14 protein-coding genes are annotated in these 16,367 nt (G+C 71.3%); 4 read left to right on the forward strand and 10 right to left on the reverse strand.

Features of this window, described 5'->3' with window-relative positions:
- Positions 1–47: 47 nt before the first annotated feature.
- Positions 48–3,620, reverse strand: coding sequence for a CDP-glycerol glycerophosphotransferase family protein (locus ACFU7Y_RS11430; RefSeq protein ID WP_224284005.1), 3,573 nt, complete (start codon positions 3,618–3,620; stop codon positions 48–50).
- 134 nt (positions 3,621–3,754) lie between these two features.
- Between ACFU7Y_RS11430 and ACFU7Y_RS11435 the strand changes: the two genes are divergently transcribed.
- Together ACFU7Y_RS11435 and ACFU7Y_RS11440 are read left to right on the forward strand one after the other, a co-directional pair.
- The gene (locus tag ACFU7Y_RS11435; RefSeq protein WP_380767565.1) at positions 3,755–4,753 is read left to right on the forward strand and encodes a glycosyltransferase family 2 protein; all 999 of its coding nucleotides are present in this window, start codon (positions 3,755–3,757) and stop codon (positions 4,751–4,753) included.
- Positions 4,754–4,799: 46 nt separating this feature from the next.
- Positions 4,800–5,792: a YihY/virulence factor BrkB family protein gene (locus ACFU7Y_RS11440; RefSeq protein ID WP_380767566.1), complete on the forward strand. Its 993-nt coding sequence runs from the start codon at positions 4,800–4,802 to the stop codon at positions 5,790–5,792.
- Between the two features lie 27 nt (positions 5,793–5,819).
- Here ACFU7Y_RS11440 and ACFU7Y_RS11445 read toward each other — a convergent pair whose 3' ends face one another.
- The gene (locus ACFU7Y_RS11445; protein WP_380767568.1) at positions 5,820–7,067 is read right to left on the reverse strand and encodes a D-alanyl-D-alanine carboxypeptidase family protein; all 1,248 of its coding nucleotides are present in this window, start codon (positions 7,065–7,067) and stop codon (positions 5,820–5,822) included.
- A 136-nt stretch (positions 7,068–7,203) separates the two neighbouring features.
- Here ACFU7Y_RS11445 and ACFU7Y_RS11450 point away from each other — a divergent pair, with 136 nt between their 5' ends.
- Entirely contained in the window at positions 7,204–7,461 is a 258-nt protein-coding gene (locus ACFU7Y_RS11450) for an SCO4848 family membrane protein (RefSeq protein WP_224277934.1), read from the forward strand.
- A gap of 91 nt (positions 7,462–7,552) precedes the next feature.
- Positions 7,553–9,205 carry an FG-GAP repeat domain-containing protein gene (locus ACFU7Y_RS11455; RefSeq protein ID WP_380767570.1) on the forward strand — a complete coding sequence of 551 codons (1,653 nt, stop codon included), beginning with the start codon at positions 7,553–7,555 and terminating at the stop codon, positions 9,203–9,205.
- 72 nt (positions 9,206–9,277) lie between these two features.
- Here ACFU7Y_RS11455 and ACFU7Y_RS11460 read toward each other — a convergent pair whose 3' ends face one another.
- From ACFU7Y_RS11460 to ACFU7Y_RS11495, 8 genes are all read right to left on the reverse strand, one after another.
- Positions 9,278–10,051 (reverse strand): succinate dehydrogenase iron-sulfur subunit, encoded by a 774-nt coding sequence (locus ACFU7Y_RS11460; protein WP_224277932.1) that lies wholly within the window; start codon positions 10,049–10,051, stop codon positions 9,278–9,280.
- A complete protein-coding gene (gene sdhA, locus ACFU7Y_RS11465; RefSeq protein WP_224277931.1) occupies positions 10,051–11,793 on the reverse strand; it encodes a succinate dehydrogenase flavoprotein subunit in 1,743 nt (580 codons plus the stop codon). Before sdhA ends, ACFU7Y_RS11460 begins: the two co-directional genes overlap by 1 nt.
- Before the next feature lie 51 nt (positions 11,794–11,844).
- Positions 11,845–12,336: a succinate dehydrogenase, hydrophobic membrane anchor protein gene (gene sdhD / locus ACFU7Y_RS11470; RefSeq protein WP_224277930.1), complete on the reverse strand. Its 492-nt coding sequence runs from the start codon at positions 12,334–12,336 to the stop codon at positions 11,845–11,847.
- Between the two features lie 8 nt (positions 12,337–12,344).
- Entirely contained in the window at positions 12,345–12,725 is a 381-nt protein-coding gene (gene sdhC, locus ACFU7Y_RS11475; protein WP_224277929.1) for a succinate dehydrogenase, cytochrome b556 subunit, read from the reverse strand.
- Positions 12,726–13,069: 344 nt separating this feature from the next.
- Positions 13,070–13,555, reverse strand: a complete 486-nt coding sequence (locus ACFU7Y_RS11480) for a 2-oxo-4-hydroxy-4-carboxy-5-ureidoimidazoline decarboxylase (RefSeq protein WP_224277928.1) — start codon at positions 13,553–13,555, stop codon at positions 13,070–13,072.
- A 328-nt stretch (positions 13,556–13,883) separates the two neighbouring features.
- The gene (locus tag ACFU7Y_RS11485; protein ID WP_224277927.1) at positions 13,884–15,248 is read right to left on the reverse strand and encodes an alpha/beta hydrolase; all 1,365 of its coding nucleotides are present in this window, start codon (positions 15,246–15,248) and stop codon (positions 13,884–13,886) included.
- Positions 15,176–15,532, reverse strand: a complete 357-nt coding sequence (locus ACFU7Y_RS11490; RefSeq protein WP_224277926.1) for a hypothetical protein — start codon at positions 15,530–15,532, stop codon at positions 15,176–15,178. Before ACFU7Y_RS11490 ends, ACFU7Y_RS11485 begins: the two co-directional genes overlap by 73 nt.
- Positions 15,533–15,604: 72 nt before the next feature.
- On the reverse strand, positions 15,605–16,360 hold the full coding sequence (locus ACFU7Y_RS11495; RefSeq protein ID WP_224277925.1) for an SDR family oxidoreductase: 756 nt from the start codon (positions 16,358–16,360) through the stop codon (positions 15,605–15,607).
- Between the last annotated feature and the right edge of the window lie 7 nt (positions 16,361–16,367).

The raw sequence follows: 16,367 nt of genomic DNA on the forward strand, positions 1-16,367 counted from the left end.
GCCCGGCACCAGTGGTGCCGGGCGCCTGCCGGATCGTGCGCGGGGGGCTATTCCTTGCGGAGCATCGCGTCGACCACTCGGGCGGCGGCCTTGCCGTCGTCCAGGTCGCAGTACGCCTCGCGGAACGCGGCGGCCCGGTCCTCGTACTCGGCCGCGATCCCGTCCACCCGGCCGAGCACGGAGACGAGCTCCTCGGAGGTGGCCGGCATCGGGCCGGGCGCCTCGGCCTCGAAGTTCAGGCTGAAGCCGCGCAGGTTGTCCCGGTAGTGCTCCAGGTCGTAGGTGAAGAACACGATCGGCTTGCCGGTCGAGGCGAAGTCGAACACGCTGGCCGAGTAGTCGGTCACCAGGACGTCGGCGATCAGCAGCAGCTCCGCCATGTCGGGGTAGGTGCCGACGTCCCAGATGTAGCCGTTGCCGGCGCCCGGGATCTGGCCGCACATCAGGTGGTGCCGGCGCACCAGCAGCACCTGGTCGTCGCCGAGCGCGGCCTTGGCGGCCGCCAGGTCGATCCGCAGGTCGATCTGGTAGCCGTTCTGGGGCCGGCGCCGGTCCTCGCGCCAGGTCGGCGCGTAGAGCACGACCTTCTTGCCCTCGGGCAGGCCGAGCCGCTCCCGGACCTGCTCGGCGGTCTTCTCCCGGTCGGCCGCGAACAGCAGGTCGTTCCGGGGCGAACCGCTCTCCAGGATCTCGCCCTTGAAGTCGAAGGCACGCCGCAGCACCGGGGCGGACCAGCTGTTGCCGGCCACCAGCAGGCTCCAGTTCGGGACCTCCCGGGCCAGGCTCTTGAGGTACTTGGAGTCGGTGAACCAGACCTTCTCGAAGTCGAAGCCGATCTGCTTCAGCGGGGTGCCGTGCCAGGTCTGGACGACCACCTGGTCGGGGCGGCGGACGAAGAAGTCGGGCAGGTGGGTACTGGCCACGACGTACTTGGCGGTCGCCAGCGCCTCGTACCACTCCGGGCTGCGGTACCGGAGCGCGGTCGCGCTCCGCGGCAGCTCGGCCTGCATGTCGTCGTTGCCCCACAGGTGCTCCAGCGGCAGGCCGCGGCGGACCAGCTCCTCGTGGACCGCCCGCGGCGAGCCGGAGTACGTGCCGTACTTGCCGGTGTGGTACAGCACCGTGTCGCGCACCGGCAGCCGACGGGCGGCCGGGTAGTCCACGCTCTGCAACCGGCGCTGGCGGTAGCCGGCGCGCTCCTCGGGCAGCAGTACCGAGTGCGACTCCAGCGACAGGCCGTCGTGGTCGCGGCGCTCCAGCACTATCCGCTTGCCGCGGGACTCCACCTCGACCGGCAGGACGTCGAAGCAGTCCGGAGTGACCAGCGCGGCGGCGTCCGGCAGTTCGGGCATCAGCACGCCGACCGGGCGGAAGACGACGTTCCAGGTGCCCCTGGAGAGCGGCACCCGGCCGGCGAAGGAGGCCGTCGGCACGGCGGGCAGCGCGGTGCGGAACCGGCCGTCCGAGATCTCCACCGGGTAGGCGTGCTCCTCCTCGCGCCACTCGTGACGGACCACCAGTTCCCAGCGGTGCGCGCCGGGCAGCGGGAACGAGCCGCTCAGCAGGAAGCCGTCGGCGCCGCGCCCGGACACCTCGTCCACCAGCGGCTGGAGCACCTGGTCGGTGAACTGGAGGTGCCCGTCGGGGGAGGGCTTGGAGTAGAGCGCCCGGCGCTCGGCGACCGGCGCCTGCGGGTTCAGCGCCAGGTGCAGCCGCTCGGGCGCGTTGCGGTCGTCCCAGGCCAGCGGGACGGTGCTGCCGTCGGCCAGCAGCAGGGTGCCGTTCCAGTGGTCGCGGCTGCGCTCGGCGGCCACCGGGTCCAGCTCGGCCCAGGCCTCGCGGACGGCGGTCAGCTCGGCGACCGGGACGGCCGCGGTGAACGGCTGGAGCGAGCCGACCGGAGTGCCCAGCTCCAGCGGGAAGGTCACGTGGCGGTCGGACTCGGCGTGGGTGAGCCGCAGCCGTGCCCCGGCGAAGCTCGGGCCGGAGCGGGCCGCGCCCGAGACCTCCAGCCGGTCGCCGTGGGCGGCCAGGCCGGTCACCCGGGCCTTGACCGTCTCCACCCGGAGGTAGACGAAGTTGTCCCGGACCCACGGCACGATCCGCACGTCCGGCTCGACCCAGTGCGAGGGGAGGAACTGCCCGCTGTCGCTCCACCCGGCCGAGATCCGGCCCTTGTAGACCCCGCCCTTGCCCGCGCCGGCCACCAGGACGCGCCAGTTGCCGTCCTTCCACTGGCCGCGGTGCCTGAGCTTCTTCGGGTCGACGGCGACGGTGAAGCCGGACCAGTCGCAGCTGTACAGGTCGTGCTGGCAGCTCGCGGTGGCCTCGGGGCTGTACGTGGTCTTCATCGGCACCGCGATGACCCGGCGGCCCTTGGCCTCGCGCAGCACCAGGGTGCGGACCATGTCGTGCTTGCCGGCCGCGCCCAGCTGCTCCGGGTACGCGTGCCCGGTCAGCCGGAGCTTCCCGTCCTCCCAGGAGCCCCGGTACAGCCGACTGCGGATGACCAGCGAGTTGTCCAGCTTGAGCACCCCGGCCGGCACGCTCTTGCGCCCGCCGCGCAGGAACGGGTAGTCGGCGTACGGGCGCAGCAGACCGCGGGCCTGGACACCGCCGCCGCTCTCGCGCTCGTACGCGATCTGCTCGACCAGCTCGTCCATCCGGTCCGACAGGGTCAGGTGGTACTTCAGCCGCAGCGGCGCACGCAGCCTGCCGACCTGCTCGGAGCCGATCGCCCGGAGCAGCCGGCCGACGTGCTGGAGGTAGGCGTCCCGGTACTCCTTGTCCCCCTCCACGAGGGACAGGAAGAACATCGGGATCTCCTCGACGAGGGTGTTCTCGTCGTAGGAGCGCAGGTACTCGGCGAAGCGCGGCTCGGTCTGCTTCATCAGCCAGCCGCGGACCAGCTCGACCGAGGCGACCCGGTCGATCAGGCCCTTGGGGTTGGTGCGCATCTGCGTGATCGACATCTCGCCGACCTCGCGCTCGCGCCAGTGGTAGATCGGCTCGGAGAGCACGTCCACGCTCTTGGCCAGGTAGTGGTGCGGCACGCTGACCGGCGCGTCCTCGTACAGGATGCCCTCGGGGTAGAGCAGGCCGGCCGCGTCGAAGAACGAGCGGCGGTACACCTTGTTCCACGCGGTGCGGTCGGTGACCAGCGCCGGGATCTCGGTGATGTGGGTCTTGAGCCTGGTCTCCCTGAACGGCTTCAGGTGGCCGCCGGACTGGTAGTAGCCGACGGCGCGGAAGCGCAGCACGTTGCCGGTGCAGAAGTCCGAGCCGGTCTCGTCCAGCGTGTTGATCATCAGCTCGTACGCACTCGGCGGCATCGAGTCGTCGCTGTCCACGAAGCACAGGAACTCGGAGTCCGGGTCGATGTGCCGGATGCCGGTGTTGCGGGCCGCGCCGAGGCCCTTGTTCACCTGCCGGACCAGCCGGAACCGGGAGTCCTCGGCCGCGTACGCCTCGGCGAGCGCCGCGCTGCCGTCCTTCGAACCGTCGTCGACCATGACGCACTCGAAGTCCGTGAAGGTCTGGGCGGCGATCGAGTCGAGGCATTCGACGAGGTAGCGCTCGACGTTGTAGATCGGGACGACGATGGAGAGGCGGGGAGCCATCGGCTACGCAGGCCTTTCTCTGGAGGAGCGTGGCAGCCCGTACGGGGCCTGACCGCACGTGGATCGGTGCGTACGTGCGCCCCCGATCCTACCTCCGGGGACCTCTCCCACCCTGGGACCACTACGCTGGGTCCGTGTCCCGTTTCAGCGTGATCGTCCCCGTGTACCAGGTCCAGGACTACCTCACCGAGTGCCTCGATTCGGTGCTCGGCCAGGACGGCCCGGACTTCGAACTGATCGCGGTGGACGACCGCTCCCCGGACCGCTGCGGCGCGATGCTGGACGAGGCCGCCGCCGCCGACCCCCGGGTCCGGGTGCTGCACCTGCCGGAGAACGTCGGCCTCGGCCGGGCCCGCAACGCCGGCCTGGAGGTCGCCACCGGGGACTACGTGATCTTCCTCGACAGCGACGACACACTGACCCCCGGACTGCTGAAGAGCATCGACGAACGGCTCACCGCCACGAGTGAACCGGACGTCCTGGTTTACGACTACGCCCGCACCTACGCCGACGGCCGGATCACCCGGGCCGCCTCCGCACACGTCTTCGGCGCCGCCTCCCCGGACGTCTTCGACCTCGACGCCCGCCCCGACCTGCTCGACCTGCTCCAGGTCGTCTGGAACAAGGCCTACCGCCGCGGTTTCATCACCGAGCAGCGGCTGGTCTTCCCGGCCGGCTACTACGAGGACACCCCCTGGACGTACCCGGCGCTGCTCGCCGCCGCCCGGATCACCCTGCTCGACCAGGTCGGCGTGCACTACCGCCAGCGCCAGGAGGGCGGCAACATCCTGGCCACCGCCAGCCGCAAGCACTTCGACGTGTTCGCCCAGTACGACCTGGTCTTCGCCTTCCTCGACCGCCGCCCCGACCTGGACCGCTGGCGCCCGGTCGTCTACGGCCGGATGCTGCACCACCTCAACACCGTGGTCTCCAAGCCCGGCCGGGTCCCGCCCGGCGACCGCCGCGAGTACTTCCGCCGGGCCGCCGCGCACTGCGCCCGGCTGCGGCCGGCCGGCTACCGGCCGCCGGCCGGCGTGGACGGCGTGCGCACCGAGCTGCTCAGCCAAGGCCGCTACGGCGCGTACCAGGCGGTCCGAGCCCTCGCCAAGGCCCGTCGACTCGTCAAGCGGTAGGCACGGCCTGACGCCCGTTCGGGGGACATCCCGGTATAACCGGTGAGTGGACTTCCTGACCCGACTGCCGGTCGTCGGCCCGCTCGTGGCCCGGGTGCTGCGCAGCCGCCCGTACCGGGTGTACGAGTACTTCTCCGCCGCCCGGGGCAACCGGCTGGCCGGTGCCGTCACCTTCTTCGGCTTCCTCGCCCTCTTCCCGCTGCTCACGGTGGGCCTGGCGGTCGCCGCCGCGACGCTGAGCGACAGCCAGGTGCACGACCTGCAGGAGCACATCGCCGACCAGCTGCCGGGGTTCTCGGACGCGCTCAACCTGCCCGCCCTGGTGTCCAACGCGGGCACCGTCGGGCTGGTCGGCATGGCGCTGCTGCTGCTCTCCGGCCTCGGTTGGGTGGACACCATGCGCACCTCGATCCGGGACCTGTGGCAGCTGCCCCACGAGGAGGGCAACCCGGTGCTGCGCAAGGCCTGGGACGTGGCGGTGCTGGCCGGCCTCGGCCTGGTGTCGCTGTTCTCGCTGGCCGCCTCCGCCGCCGGGACCACGCTCGCCGGCCGGACCGCCGAGGCGATCGGCCTGGGCAACGGCTACCTGCTGACCGCGGTCGGTGTGCTGATCGCCATAGCGTGCGACATGCTGCTCTTCGCCTACCTGCTGGCGCCCTTCCCCGGGATCACCGACCAGCGCCGCCGGGACCTCGTGCGGGGCGCGCTGATCGGCGCGGTCGGCTTCGAGCTGCTGAAGCTCCTGCTCGCCTCCTACCTGGGCTCGGTCGCCGGACGGAGCCTGTACGGGGCGTTCGCGACGCCGGTGGCGCTGCTGCTGTGGATCAACTTCGTCTCCCGGCTGCTGATGTACTGCGTCGCCTGGACGGCGACGGCCGACCCGGTGGCCGCCCGGGAGCGGACCAGGGTGCACGGTCGGGCGCTGCTGGAGGCGGCCGACAAGGCGGAGGCGGCGGACGCCGCGGCGCAGGCGGCCGTGGCGGAGCGGGCCGCCCGGGCCGAGGAGAAGGGGAAGGGGCGGGCCCGGCCCCACGACTGAGGCCGGGCCCTGCCACCGGTCGGCGGATCAGTCGGCGGAGCGGCGCCGCAGCAGCACCACCGCGGCGTACCCGAGCGCGACCCCGGCCAGCACCACGGTCGACCAGCCGCCGATGGCGAGCCCGTCGCGCCCGCCCGCCGCGGGGGGCGCCGGTGCGGCCGCGGCGGGGGGTGCCGGTGCGGCCGCGGCAGCCGAGGGGTGCGGCGGCGGCACGGGCGTGCCGTCGGCGCCGCCGGCCTGGCCGGTCGGCTCGGCGGCTGCGGTGGCCTGGCCGGTCGGCTCGGCGCCGGCCGGCGGGATCTCGTCGACCAGCCTGCCCACCGGCTGGACCTTGTCGGCTGCGGCGAAGCCCCAGTCCAGCAGGGCGGCCGTCTCGTCGTACACCTTCTGGTAGCTGACCGGGTGCATCACCGTCACCAGCAGGGTCCGGCCACCGCGCTGGGCGGCGCCGACGAAGGTCGATCCGGCGTTGGTGGTGGTGCCGTTCTTCACACCGATCAGGCCCGGGTACTTGCCCAGCAGCCGGTCGGTGTTGGCGATCCCGAAGCTGCCGCGCTGGCCGGTGTTCTTGTCGATGGCGCCCGGGAACATCGCGTCCCGGGTGGCGCAGTACATCCGGAAGTCCGCGTTGCGCAGGCCGGCCCGGGCGAACAGCGACAGGTCGTAGGCCGAGGAGACCTGGCCGTCCATGTCGTAGCCGTCCGGGGAGATCACCTTGGTGTCCCACGCCTGGAGCGCGTCGGCGCGCGCCTGCATCTCGGCGACGGTCTGCCGGACGCCGCCGTTCATGTGCGCCAGGACGTGCACCGCGTCGTTGCCGGAGCTCAGGAACACCCCGCGCCACAGGTCCTCGACCCGGTAGTCCAGGTTCTCCTTGATGCCGACCAGGCTGCTGCCGGGACCGATCCCCTGGATCTCCTCGTCGGCCACCCGGTGCACCGTGTTGCGGTCGAACTTGGGCAGCACGGTGTCCGCGAAGAGGATCTTCAGGGTGCTCGCCGGGGGCAGCCGCAGGTGCGGATTGCTGGCCGCCAGCACCTCGCCCGACGTCGCGTCGGAGACTATCCAGGACTGGCCCGTGAGGTTGGCGGGCAGTGGCGGGGCGCCCGCCATCGGGGCGACCTGCACCCCGGGGAGCCCGAGCCGCTCGCCGCCGATCGCGGCCGACGGGGGCGGCTGCTGCGGGGCCGCGCCCGCCGGGGCGGCGAGCAGGACCGGCAGGGCCGCGGTGACCGCGACGCACAGGCGACCGAACGTATGACGGGGTGTGGGCACCAGCAGACCGTACCCACTCCCGGCTTCCGGCGCCCGCTCCCGGGGGACCGTCCTCCGCAGGAGGGGCCCGCCGTACGCCGATCGGCGGCCCGCGCATACTGGGGATGCACACCGCCTTCACACGCCGAGGACCCCCATGAAGCTCAGCCGCCGCACCTCCTGGTTCCTGACCGCCTTCGGGGTCTGGTCGATCATCATCTGGACGACCTTCGTGAAGAACCTCTGGAAGGACTCCGGCGGCCAGGCCTTCACCAACGGCGACCACTCCCAGCCCACCGCCTTCTTCTGGATCCACCTCCTGCTCGCCGTCACCTCCTTCGTCCTCGGCATCGCCGTCGGCAGCATCGGCCTGCGCGGCCTGCGCGCCACCCGCCGCGCCCCGGTCACCGACTGAGAAATCACCGTTGCCGCTGTCGGTCCCCACTGGCAAGATCCTCACGGCTTCGGCACTCGGCCGAGCGGCTGATCATTAGGGGTGGGGATTCATGACACTTCGGCATGCCCGCAGACTCGGCGGGGCGACCGTGGTGGTGCTCGCGGCGGGGCTGCTCGCGGCGCCCGGCGCCGCCGCCGTACCGGGGGACGCGGTCACCGACCCCAAGGCAGTGCCCGCGCCGGGCTTCACCTCCACCGGACTGCGCACCGACGCCTGCGACGACACCACCGCCCCCGGCTGGCTGGAGGTCGCGAACCCGGTGCTGACCGTCTCGGCGACCTCCCCGCAGGTGCGCTTCAAGCTCTGGGACGACTCGACCCCGGAGCACGACAAGATCGTCGACACCACCGCCGACGTCACCGGCGGCGCCGCCAAGCTGGCCACCTCCGCTCTGGCGGACGGCCACTCCTACTCCTGGCAGGCCTGGCCCGAGTACTCCCCGGGCAGTGGCAAGCCCACCCCGACCTGCCACTTCCGGGTCGACCTGACCCACCCGGGCCTGTCCGTCTCCTCCACCGACTTCCCGGAGAGCGGCTCCGGCACGACCCCCGGCAAGTACGCCGGTGAGAACGGTGTCTTCACCCTCAAGGGCCTCGACGCCGCCCCGGCGGGTGGCGAGGCCTCCGGTGTGGCCTGCTACCAGTACGTGCTGGACGGCTCGCTGAGCGTCGGCTGGGACTGCGCCTCCGGACACACCGTCAAGGCGGGCGCCGACGGCACCGCCCAGCTCACCCTGAAGCCCAGGGACTGGGGCACCAACATCCTGACCGTCCAGGCCATGGACAACGCCGGCAACCTCAGCCAGCCGGCCACCTACACCTTCTACGCCCCGTGGGACCCGCGCCCCAAGCCGATGGTCCCGGGCGACGTGGACGGCGACGGAGTGCCGGACATCCTGGTCCCGGACGCCCAGGGCAACCTCCAGATCATCAGCGCCGCCGCGACCGACACCACCCCGAGCTCGACCGTCCCGGCCGTGCTCGCCCCGCTCCGCGCCGGCTGGCAGGACGACGAGGTGCTGCACCGCGGCTGGATCAACGGCCATGCCCCCGGCGACGACCTGCTGGTGCATCCCAAGGGCAACCCGGGCTTCCTGTACGCCTACAACAACCGGTACCAGGGCGACTTCGGCCAGTCCTACCCGAGCCTGGTGGACAAGCCCACCCGCTGCGTCGACGCCACCGCGGCGACGATCCCCTGCCCCGAGGGCTACACCGAGGACTGGTCCGGCTCCGACCGGCTCGTCGCGCTCGGCAGCCGCAAGCCTACGGCCCAGGCGTCCTGGCCGGTCCTCGTCTCGGTCGAGCACGGCAAGCTCTACGCCTACTACGACGGCCTGCTCCGGTACTCCAGCGCCCAGCCCGTCGCCACCACCGGCGACTGGAGCGGCTACGACCTGATCGCCCCCGGCGCGGACGCCTCGGGCAACCTCACCCTGTGGGCGCGTGACCGGGCCACCGGCGTTCTGCACGCCTACCCGATCGTCAAGCAGGCCAACGGCCTGCTGGACTTCTCCGCCCTCGCCGACCCCTCGGCGAACGTCGTCGCCACCGGCTTCACCACCGCCGCGTACCCGACGCTCGACAGCGCGGGCGACGGTGACGGGGACGGCAAGCCCGACCTGTGGGCCGTCACCGCCGACCGCCACCTGGTGACCTTCAGCGGCTGGTCCGCCCCGAGGGACCTCGGCGCCCTGCGCTGACCCCGGCAAACACGAAGGCCCCGCCCGAGCGATCGGGCGGGGCCTTCGGCCTGTCGGACAGGGATCAGACGATCAGAAGCGGCGGGTGACCAGCGCCCGCTTCACTTCCTGGATCGCCTTGGTGACCTCGATGCCACGCGGGCAGGCCTCGGAGCAGTTGAAGGTGGTGCGGCAGCGCCACACGCCCTCACGGTCGTTGAGGATCTCCAGGCGCTGCTCGGCGCCCTCGTCGCGCGAGTCGAAGATGAAGCGGTGCGCGTTGACGATGGCGGCCGGGCCGAAGTACTGGCCGTCGTTCCAGAACACCGGGCAGGACGACGTGCACGCGGCGCACAGGATGCACTTGGTGGTGTCGTCGAAGCGCTCGCGGTCCTCGGCGGACTGCAGCCGCTCGCGGGTCGGCTCGTTCCCCTTGGTGATGAGGAACGGCATGACGTCCTTGTACGCCTGGAAGAACGGGTCCATGTCCACGACCAGGTCCTTGAGGACCGTCAGGCCCTTGATGGCCTCGATCGTGATCGGCTTCTCCGGGTTGACGTCCTTGATCAGGGTCTTGCACGCCAGCCGGTTGCGGCCGTTGATCCGCATGGCGTCGGAGCCGCAGATGCCGTGCGCGCAGGAACGGCGGTAGGTGAGGGTGCCGTCCTGCTCCCACTTGATCTTGTTGAGCGCGTCCAGGACGCGCTCCTTCGGGTCCATCGTCAGCTGGTAGTCGACCCACACCGGGTCCGGGTGCTCCTCCGGGTTGAACCGGCGGATCCGGAAGGTGACGGTGATCGGCTGGACGGCACCGGCTTCGACCGCGTCCAGAGCGGCCGAGTGCTTCTCCACGGTCGGAGTGCTCATCAGTACTTACGCTCCATCGGCTGGTAGCGGGTCGTGACGACCGGCTTGTAGTCGAGGCGGATGGAGGTGGTGCCGTCGGCGGCAACCTCCTGGTACGCCATGGTGTGCTGCATGAACTTCACGTCGTCACGGGTCGGGAAGTCCTCGCGGTAGTGGCCGCCGCGAGACTCCTCGCGGGCCAGCGCGGAGACGGCCAGCACCTCGGCCAGGTCGAGCAGGTTGCCCAGCTCGACGGCCTCCAGGAGGTCCGTGTTGTAGCGGAAGCCCTTGTCCTGGATGGAGACGTTCTTGTAGCGCTCCTTCAGCGCGGCGATGTCCTCGACCGCCTGCTTCAGGGTGGCGCCGGTGCGGTACACCATGGCGTTGGCGTCCATGGTCTCCTGCAGCTCCTTGCGGATCTGCCCCACGGACTCGGTGCCGGTGCCCTCGCGCAGGCCGTCGACCAGGGCCTGGACCTTCTCGGCCGGGTTCTCGGGCAGCTCGACGAACTCGTTCGCGTTGGCGTAGTCGGCGGCGGCGATGCCCGCGCGACGGCCGAACACGTTGATGTCCAGCAGCGAGTTGGTGCCCAGGCGGTTGGCGCCGTGCACGGACACGCAGGCGACCTCGCCGGCCGCGTACAGGCCCGGGACGATGTCGGTGTTGTTGCGCAGGACCTCACCCTCGACGTTGGTCGGGATGCCGCCCATGGCGTAGTGCGCGGTGGGCTGGATCGGGATCGGGTCCGTGTAGGGCTCGATGCCGAGGTAGGTGCGCGCGAACTCGGTGATGTCCGGGAGCTTGGCGTCCAGCTGCTCCGGCGGCAGGTGGGTCAGGTCCAGGTAGACGTGGTCGCCGTCCGGACCGCAGCCGCGACCCTCGCGGATCTCGGTGTAGATCGCGCGGGAGCAGACGTCACGGGACGCGAGGTCCTTCATGACGGGGGCGTAGCGCTCCATGAAGCGCTCGCCGTCCTTGTTGCGCAGGATGCCGCCCTCGCCGCGGGCGCCCTCGGTGAGCAGGATGCCCATGCGCCAGATGCCCGTCGGGTGGAACTGGAAGAACTCCATGTCCTCCAGCGGCAGGCCGCGGCGGTAGACCAGGGCCTGGCCGTCACCGGTGAGGGTGTGGGCGTTGGAGGAGACCTTGAAGAACTTGCCGGTGCCGCCGGAGGCGAACACGACCGACTTGGCCTGGAAGACGTGGATCTCGCCGGTGGCCAGCTCGTAGGCGACGACGCCGGCCGTCTTGCCGTCGTTGATCAGCAGGTCGAGGACGTAGAACTCGTTGAAGAACTCGACGCCGTGCTTGACGCAGTTCTGGAACAGCGTCTGGAGGATCATGTGGCCGGTGCGGTCGGCCGCGTAGCACGAGCGGCGGACCGGGGCCTCGCCGTGGTTGCGGGAGTGACCGCCGAAGCGGCGCTGGTCGATCCGGCCCTGCTCGGTGCGGGAGAAGGGCAGACCCATCTTCTCCAGGTCGAGGACGGCGTCGATGGCCTCCTTGCACATGATCTCGGCGGCGTCCTGGTCGACCAGGTAGTCACCACCCTTGACCGTGTCGAAGGTGTGCCACTCCCAGTTGTCCTCCTCGACGTTGGCGAGGGCGGCGCACATGCCGCCCTGGGCCGCGCCGGTGTGGGACCGGGTCGGGTAGAGCTTGGTCAGGACGGCGGTGCGGCTGCGCTGCGTCGACTCGATGGCCGCGCGCATGCCGGCGCCGCCGGCGCCGACGATGACGGTGTCGTACTGGTGAATCTGCATGGGGGGTTAACTCGCCTCTGGCCTCTGCCGATGGTCGATGGTGCTCGCGGCTCAGATGTTGGGGTCGAAGGTGAAGATCACCAGGGTGCCGAGCAGCACGGTGAAGACCGTGGCGGTACCCATGAGTCCCTTGAGCCAGAGCCGGGTCGAGTCCTTCTCGGCGTAGTCGTTGATGACCTGACGCATGCCGTTGGCGCCGTGCAGCATGGCGAGCCAGAGCATCAGGAGGTCCCAGCCCTGCCAGAACGGCGAGGCCCAGCGGCCGGCCACGAAGGCGAAGCCGATCTTGGAGACGCCGCCGTCGAGCACCAGCATGATCAGCAGGTGACCGAGGATCAGGACGACCAGAACGACACCGGACAGGCGCATGAAGAGCCAGGCCAGCATCTCGAAGTTGGTGCGGGTGCGGCGCGGGGTCTTCTTGGTCCGCTTGCGCGGCGGCTCGATGACGAACGCGTCGGCCGGGTTGCCGGTGCCCAGTCCCTTGCCGGTGTGCACCTGCTTGGAGGGGACGACGATGGCGTCGGAGATTTCCGTGGACATGTCTCGGCTCACTTCCCGAACCAGGAGATCAGCGTGTGCTGGAGGATCCCGTAGAAGGAACCGGCCATCAGGAGGACCCAGACGCCGACGACGCTCCAGAGCATCTGCTTCTGGTACTTCGGGCCCTTGGACCAGAAGTCCACTGCGACGACGCGCAGGCCGTTCAGGGCGTGGAACAGGATGGCGGCCACCAGGCCGTACTCCATCAGGTTCACGAGCGGAGTCTTGTACGTCTGGATGACGGTGTCGTAGGACTCCGGCGACACTCGCACGAGGGCGGTGTCCAGGACGTGGGCGAACAGGAAGAAGAAGATGAGGACGCCGGTGACTCGATGAGCCACCCAGCTCCACATGCCTTCCCGGCCGCGGTACAGCGTTCCAGCCGGCACGGAAAAACCCTCCGGAAGCGATTGGGGGCTCGGCCGGCTTCGGTGTCGGTCAGCCCGGCCGGGTACGGTCCACCGGCCGCCAGCATCCTATCGACGCCTTGTCGTGAACCGCCTCCGGGGGCCCCAGGTGTGATCAATCAGGCACTTCTGGCCTAGCGGAGCGGGAACCAAACCGGCTGTCGTCACGGTGCGTGACGGCATGCTTGCGCCCCGCACCGGAGGGTGCGGGGCGCGGCGGTTCCGGTTCACGCGGTGGTTCGGGTTCAGTGGCGGTCCGGCCTCACTCGTCCGGGTGGATTCACGGGTGGAGTCACCCGGACGGATGAAGGTGGCGCGATGGGGGCTCAGCGTGCCGCGGCCTCCGACTGGGTGGCGACGAGGTGTTCCAGGCGGGTGAGGGCGATCCGGCGGAGCTCGTCGGCCGCGATCAGCCGCTCCTCGTCCGGGTCGTTGGCGAGGCGGGTGCGGATGGAGGAGAGCACGGTGTCGAGCATCTCCTCCGGGGCGACCCGTTCCAGGCAGACCACGAAGACGTGGCCGAACCGGGCCTCGTACGCGGCGTGCGCCGCCCGCAGTGCGGTGTGCGCGGCCTGGCTGCCGGGGGCCCGCATGCCGAGCAGTGGCTGCGGCATCCAGCCCTCGTCCGCCAGTGCCTCGGTGAGGTCGGCCGGGCGGAGGTCGTAGGAGGCCTCGCTGGCGGCGGCCAGCAGGGACTCGATGTCGGGGTAGGGCCGGTGCGCGGTGAGGCGCAGGGCCCAGCGGTGGCTGCCGCAGCAGGCCAGCAGGGCCTCCTCGGCGGCGCCGGCGTCGGCTTCGTTGAAGCGGTGCAACCCGAGGAGGGTCGGCTCTGTTCTGGCGTCGAGCCGCTGTGACGGGATGTCGCTGGCCAGCGGGTCCTCCTCGTGAGGGCGGGAAGGTGCCGGTGAAGTGGGGTGGTGAGCAGGTGGAATAAGGGCTGCGGAGGGGCGCGTGGGCGCCGGTCGGGCAGCGCTTCAAAGGTAGTTGAGCGGTCACCAGTTGGGGAGGCCGCGCGCCGAATTCATCCGGACGAGCTATCAAGTTGTGACGTTGACACTTTCGCGTCAGCGAGCTCCCCGCCTCCTCCTGGATGTTCGGCGCTGCCGTCCGCCGAACATCCAGGTCGTCCCGGCCGGGGGCTCAGGTGCAGCGGGTGCCCGGGGCCGGCATCGTGCCCTCGGCCAGGTAGGCCTCCATGGCCCGGTCGATGCAGGTGTTGCCCTTGCCGAAGGCGCCGTGGCCCTCGCCGACCCGGGTGAGCAGGGTGGCGTTGGCGAAGCCCTTGGCCAGCGTCTCGGCCGAGGCGTACGGAGTGGCCGGGTCGCCGGTGGTGCCGACCACCAGGATCGGCGCGCTGCCCTCGGCCCGGACGGTGTGCGGCTTCTCCTGCGTCTTGAACGGCCAGTCGGCGCAGCCGGGCTCGGTGTAGTCGTCCACCGTGACGCCCTTGGACAGCAGCGGTGCCTCGGCGAGCAGCCGGTCCACGGCGGCCTTGGCGTGCTCGGGGGTGGCTGCGGGGCGGGCGGCGTCGGCGCAGCCGATCGCGGCGTTGGCCTCGTCCAGCGGGCTGTAGTGGCCGTTCTCGTCCCGGCCGTTGTAGTCGTCGGCGAAGGCCAGCAGGTAGTCGCCCTTGTTGCGCACCATCGCCCAGCCGAGGGCGGCGCGCAGGTACTCCCAGGAGGTCTTCTCGTCGCCGTAGAGCAGCGAGATGGTGCCCGTCCAGGCCTGGTCGCGGCCGAGCTTGCGGCCGTCCTTGGTGGTCAGCGGGTGGTCGTACAGCCCGTCGAGGAAGTCGGCGGCCTTCTTGGCGGCCTTGGCCTCGTCCTTGCCGAGCGGGCACTGGTCGGCGTGGTTCTCCACGCAGTCGACGGCGAAGCGCTCGAAGGACTTCTCGAAGCCGATCTGCTGGTCGACCCCGTGGTCCAGCCGGTCCTGGCCGGGGTCGACCGCGCCGTCCAGGATCAGCCGGCCGGTGTTCTTCGGGAACTCCTCGGCGTAGAGCGCGCCGAGGTACGTCCCGTAGGAGACACCGAGGTAGTTGAGCTGCTTGTCGCCGACCGCGGCGCGCAGCACGTCCAGGTCGCGGGCGGTGTTGCGGGTGCCGACGAAGGGCAGCAGCCTGCCGGACTTGGCCTGGCAGGTGGCGGCGTGCTCGGCGGACAGCTTGGCGCGCTCGGCCTTGCGGACGGCCGGGTCGAGCGGGGCGTCCATCTGGTTGACGGCGTCGTGCTGCTTGTCGTCGTAACAGACGACCGGGGAGCTGTCGCCGGTGCCGCGGGGGTCGAAGCCGATCACGTCGAAGCGGTCGTGCAGGGTGCCGGCGAACTGCTTGGCTCCGTACTTGACCATCCCGACGCCGGACTCGCCGGGACCGCCGGGGTTGACCATCAGCGAGCCGAGCCGCTGGTCCGGCTTGGCGGCCGGGTACTTGATCAGCGCGACGTCGAGCGCGTCGGTGGCGGGGTTGGCGTAGTCGAGCGGGACGTGCAGCTTGCCGCACTGCATTCCGGATATGTCGATCTTGGCCTTCTGGGCCTGCGGGTCGGCCGGGCAGTCGGCCAGGCGATCTGCTGGCCGTAGAAGGGCTTGAGCGCCGGGTCGGCCTCGCCGGTGGGCTTGGGCGTCGGCGTCGGGATGGCGGCGGGGGCCGCGGCGGCGGGTGCGGTGCTGCCGGCGGCCTGGCCCTGGGCCGGCTTGGCGGCGTCGTCGCAGGCTGAGGTGAGCAGCAGGGTGCCTGCCGCCACCGCGGTCAGCAGGACCCGTGGGCGGGCGGCCCGGAAGGTTCTCATCGCACGTGTGTACCACCGGGGGGTGACGTGTTCGATCTTGGCCCCCGTCCGGGGCCGCCCGCCGGGCCCGGCTCAGCCGCGGTGGACCTTGTGGTTGGCGGCCTGCGCCCGGGGGCGGACCACCAGCAGGTCGATGTTCACGTGCGAGGGCCGGGTGACCGCCCAGGCCACGGTGTCCGCGATGTCCTCCGAGGTGAGCGGTTCGGCCACGCCCGCGTACACCGCGGCGGCCTTCTCCTCGTCGCCACGGAAGCGGGTGATCGCGAAGCCCTCGGACTTCACCATGCCGGGCGCGATCTCGATCACCCGGATCGGCTCCCCGCACAGCTCCAACCGCAGCGTGGCGGCGATGGTGTGCGCGGCGTGCTTGGCGGCGACGTACCCGCCGCCGCCCTCGTACGCGGCCAGCGCGGCGGTCGAGGAGAGCACCAGCACCGTGCCGTCGCCGGTGGCCCGCAGGGCCGGCAGCAGCGCCTGCGTCACGTGCAGCACGCCGAGCACGTTCACCTCGTACATGGCCCGCCAGTCGGCCGGGTCGCCGTGCTCGACGGTCTCGGCGCCGATCGCGCCGCCCGCGTTGTTCACCAGGACGTCCACCCGGCCGATCGCGGCCGCGAAGGCGTCCACCGCGGCCCGGTCGGTGACGTCCAGGGTGACCGCGCGGGCCGAACCGCCCCGCTCGGCGATCTCCTTGGCCAGTTCCTCGATGCGGTCGGTGCGGCGGGCGGCCAGCACCACGTCGAAGCCCTCGGCGGCCAGCCGGCGGGCGGTCGCCGCGCCGATTCCGCTGCTGGCACCGGTGACCACGGCCACCTTCTGCTCGGTCATTGCCACT

The organism is Kitasatospora sp. NPDC057542, assembly GCF_042801945.1.
Lineage (GTDB): Bacteria > Actinomycetota > Actinomycetes > Streptomycetales > Streptomycetaceae > Kitasatospora.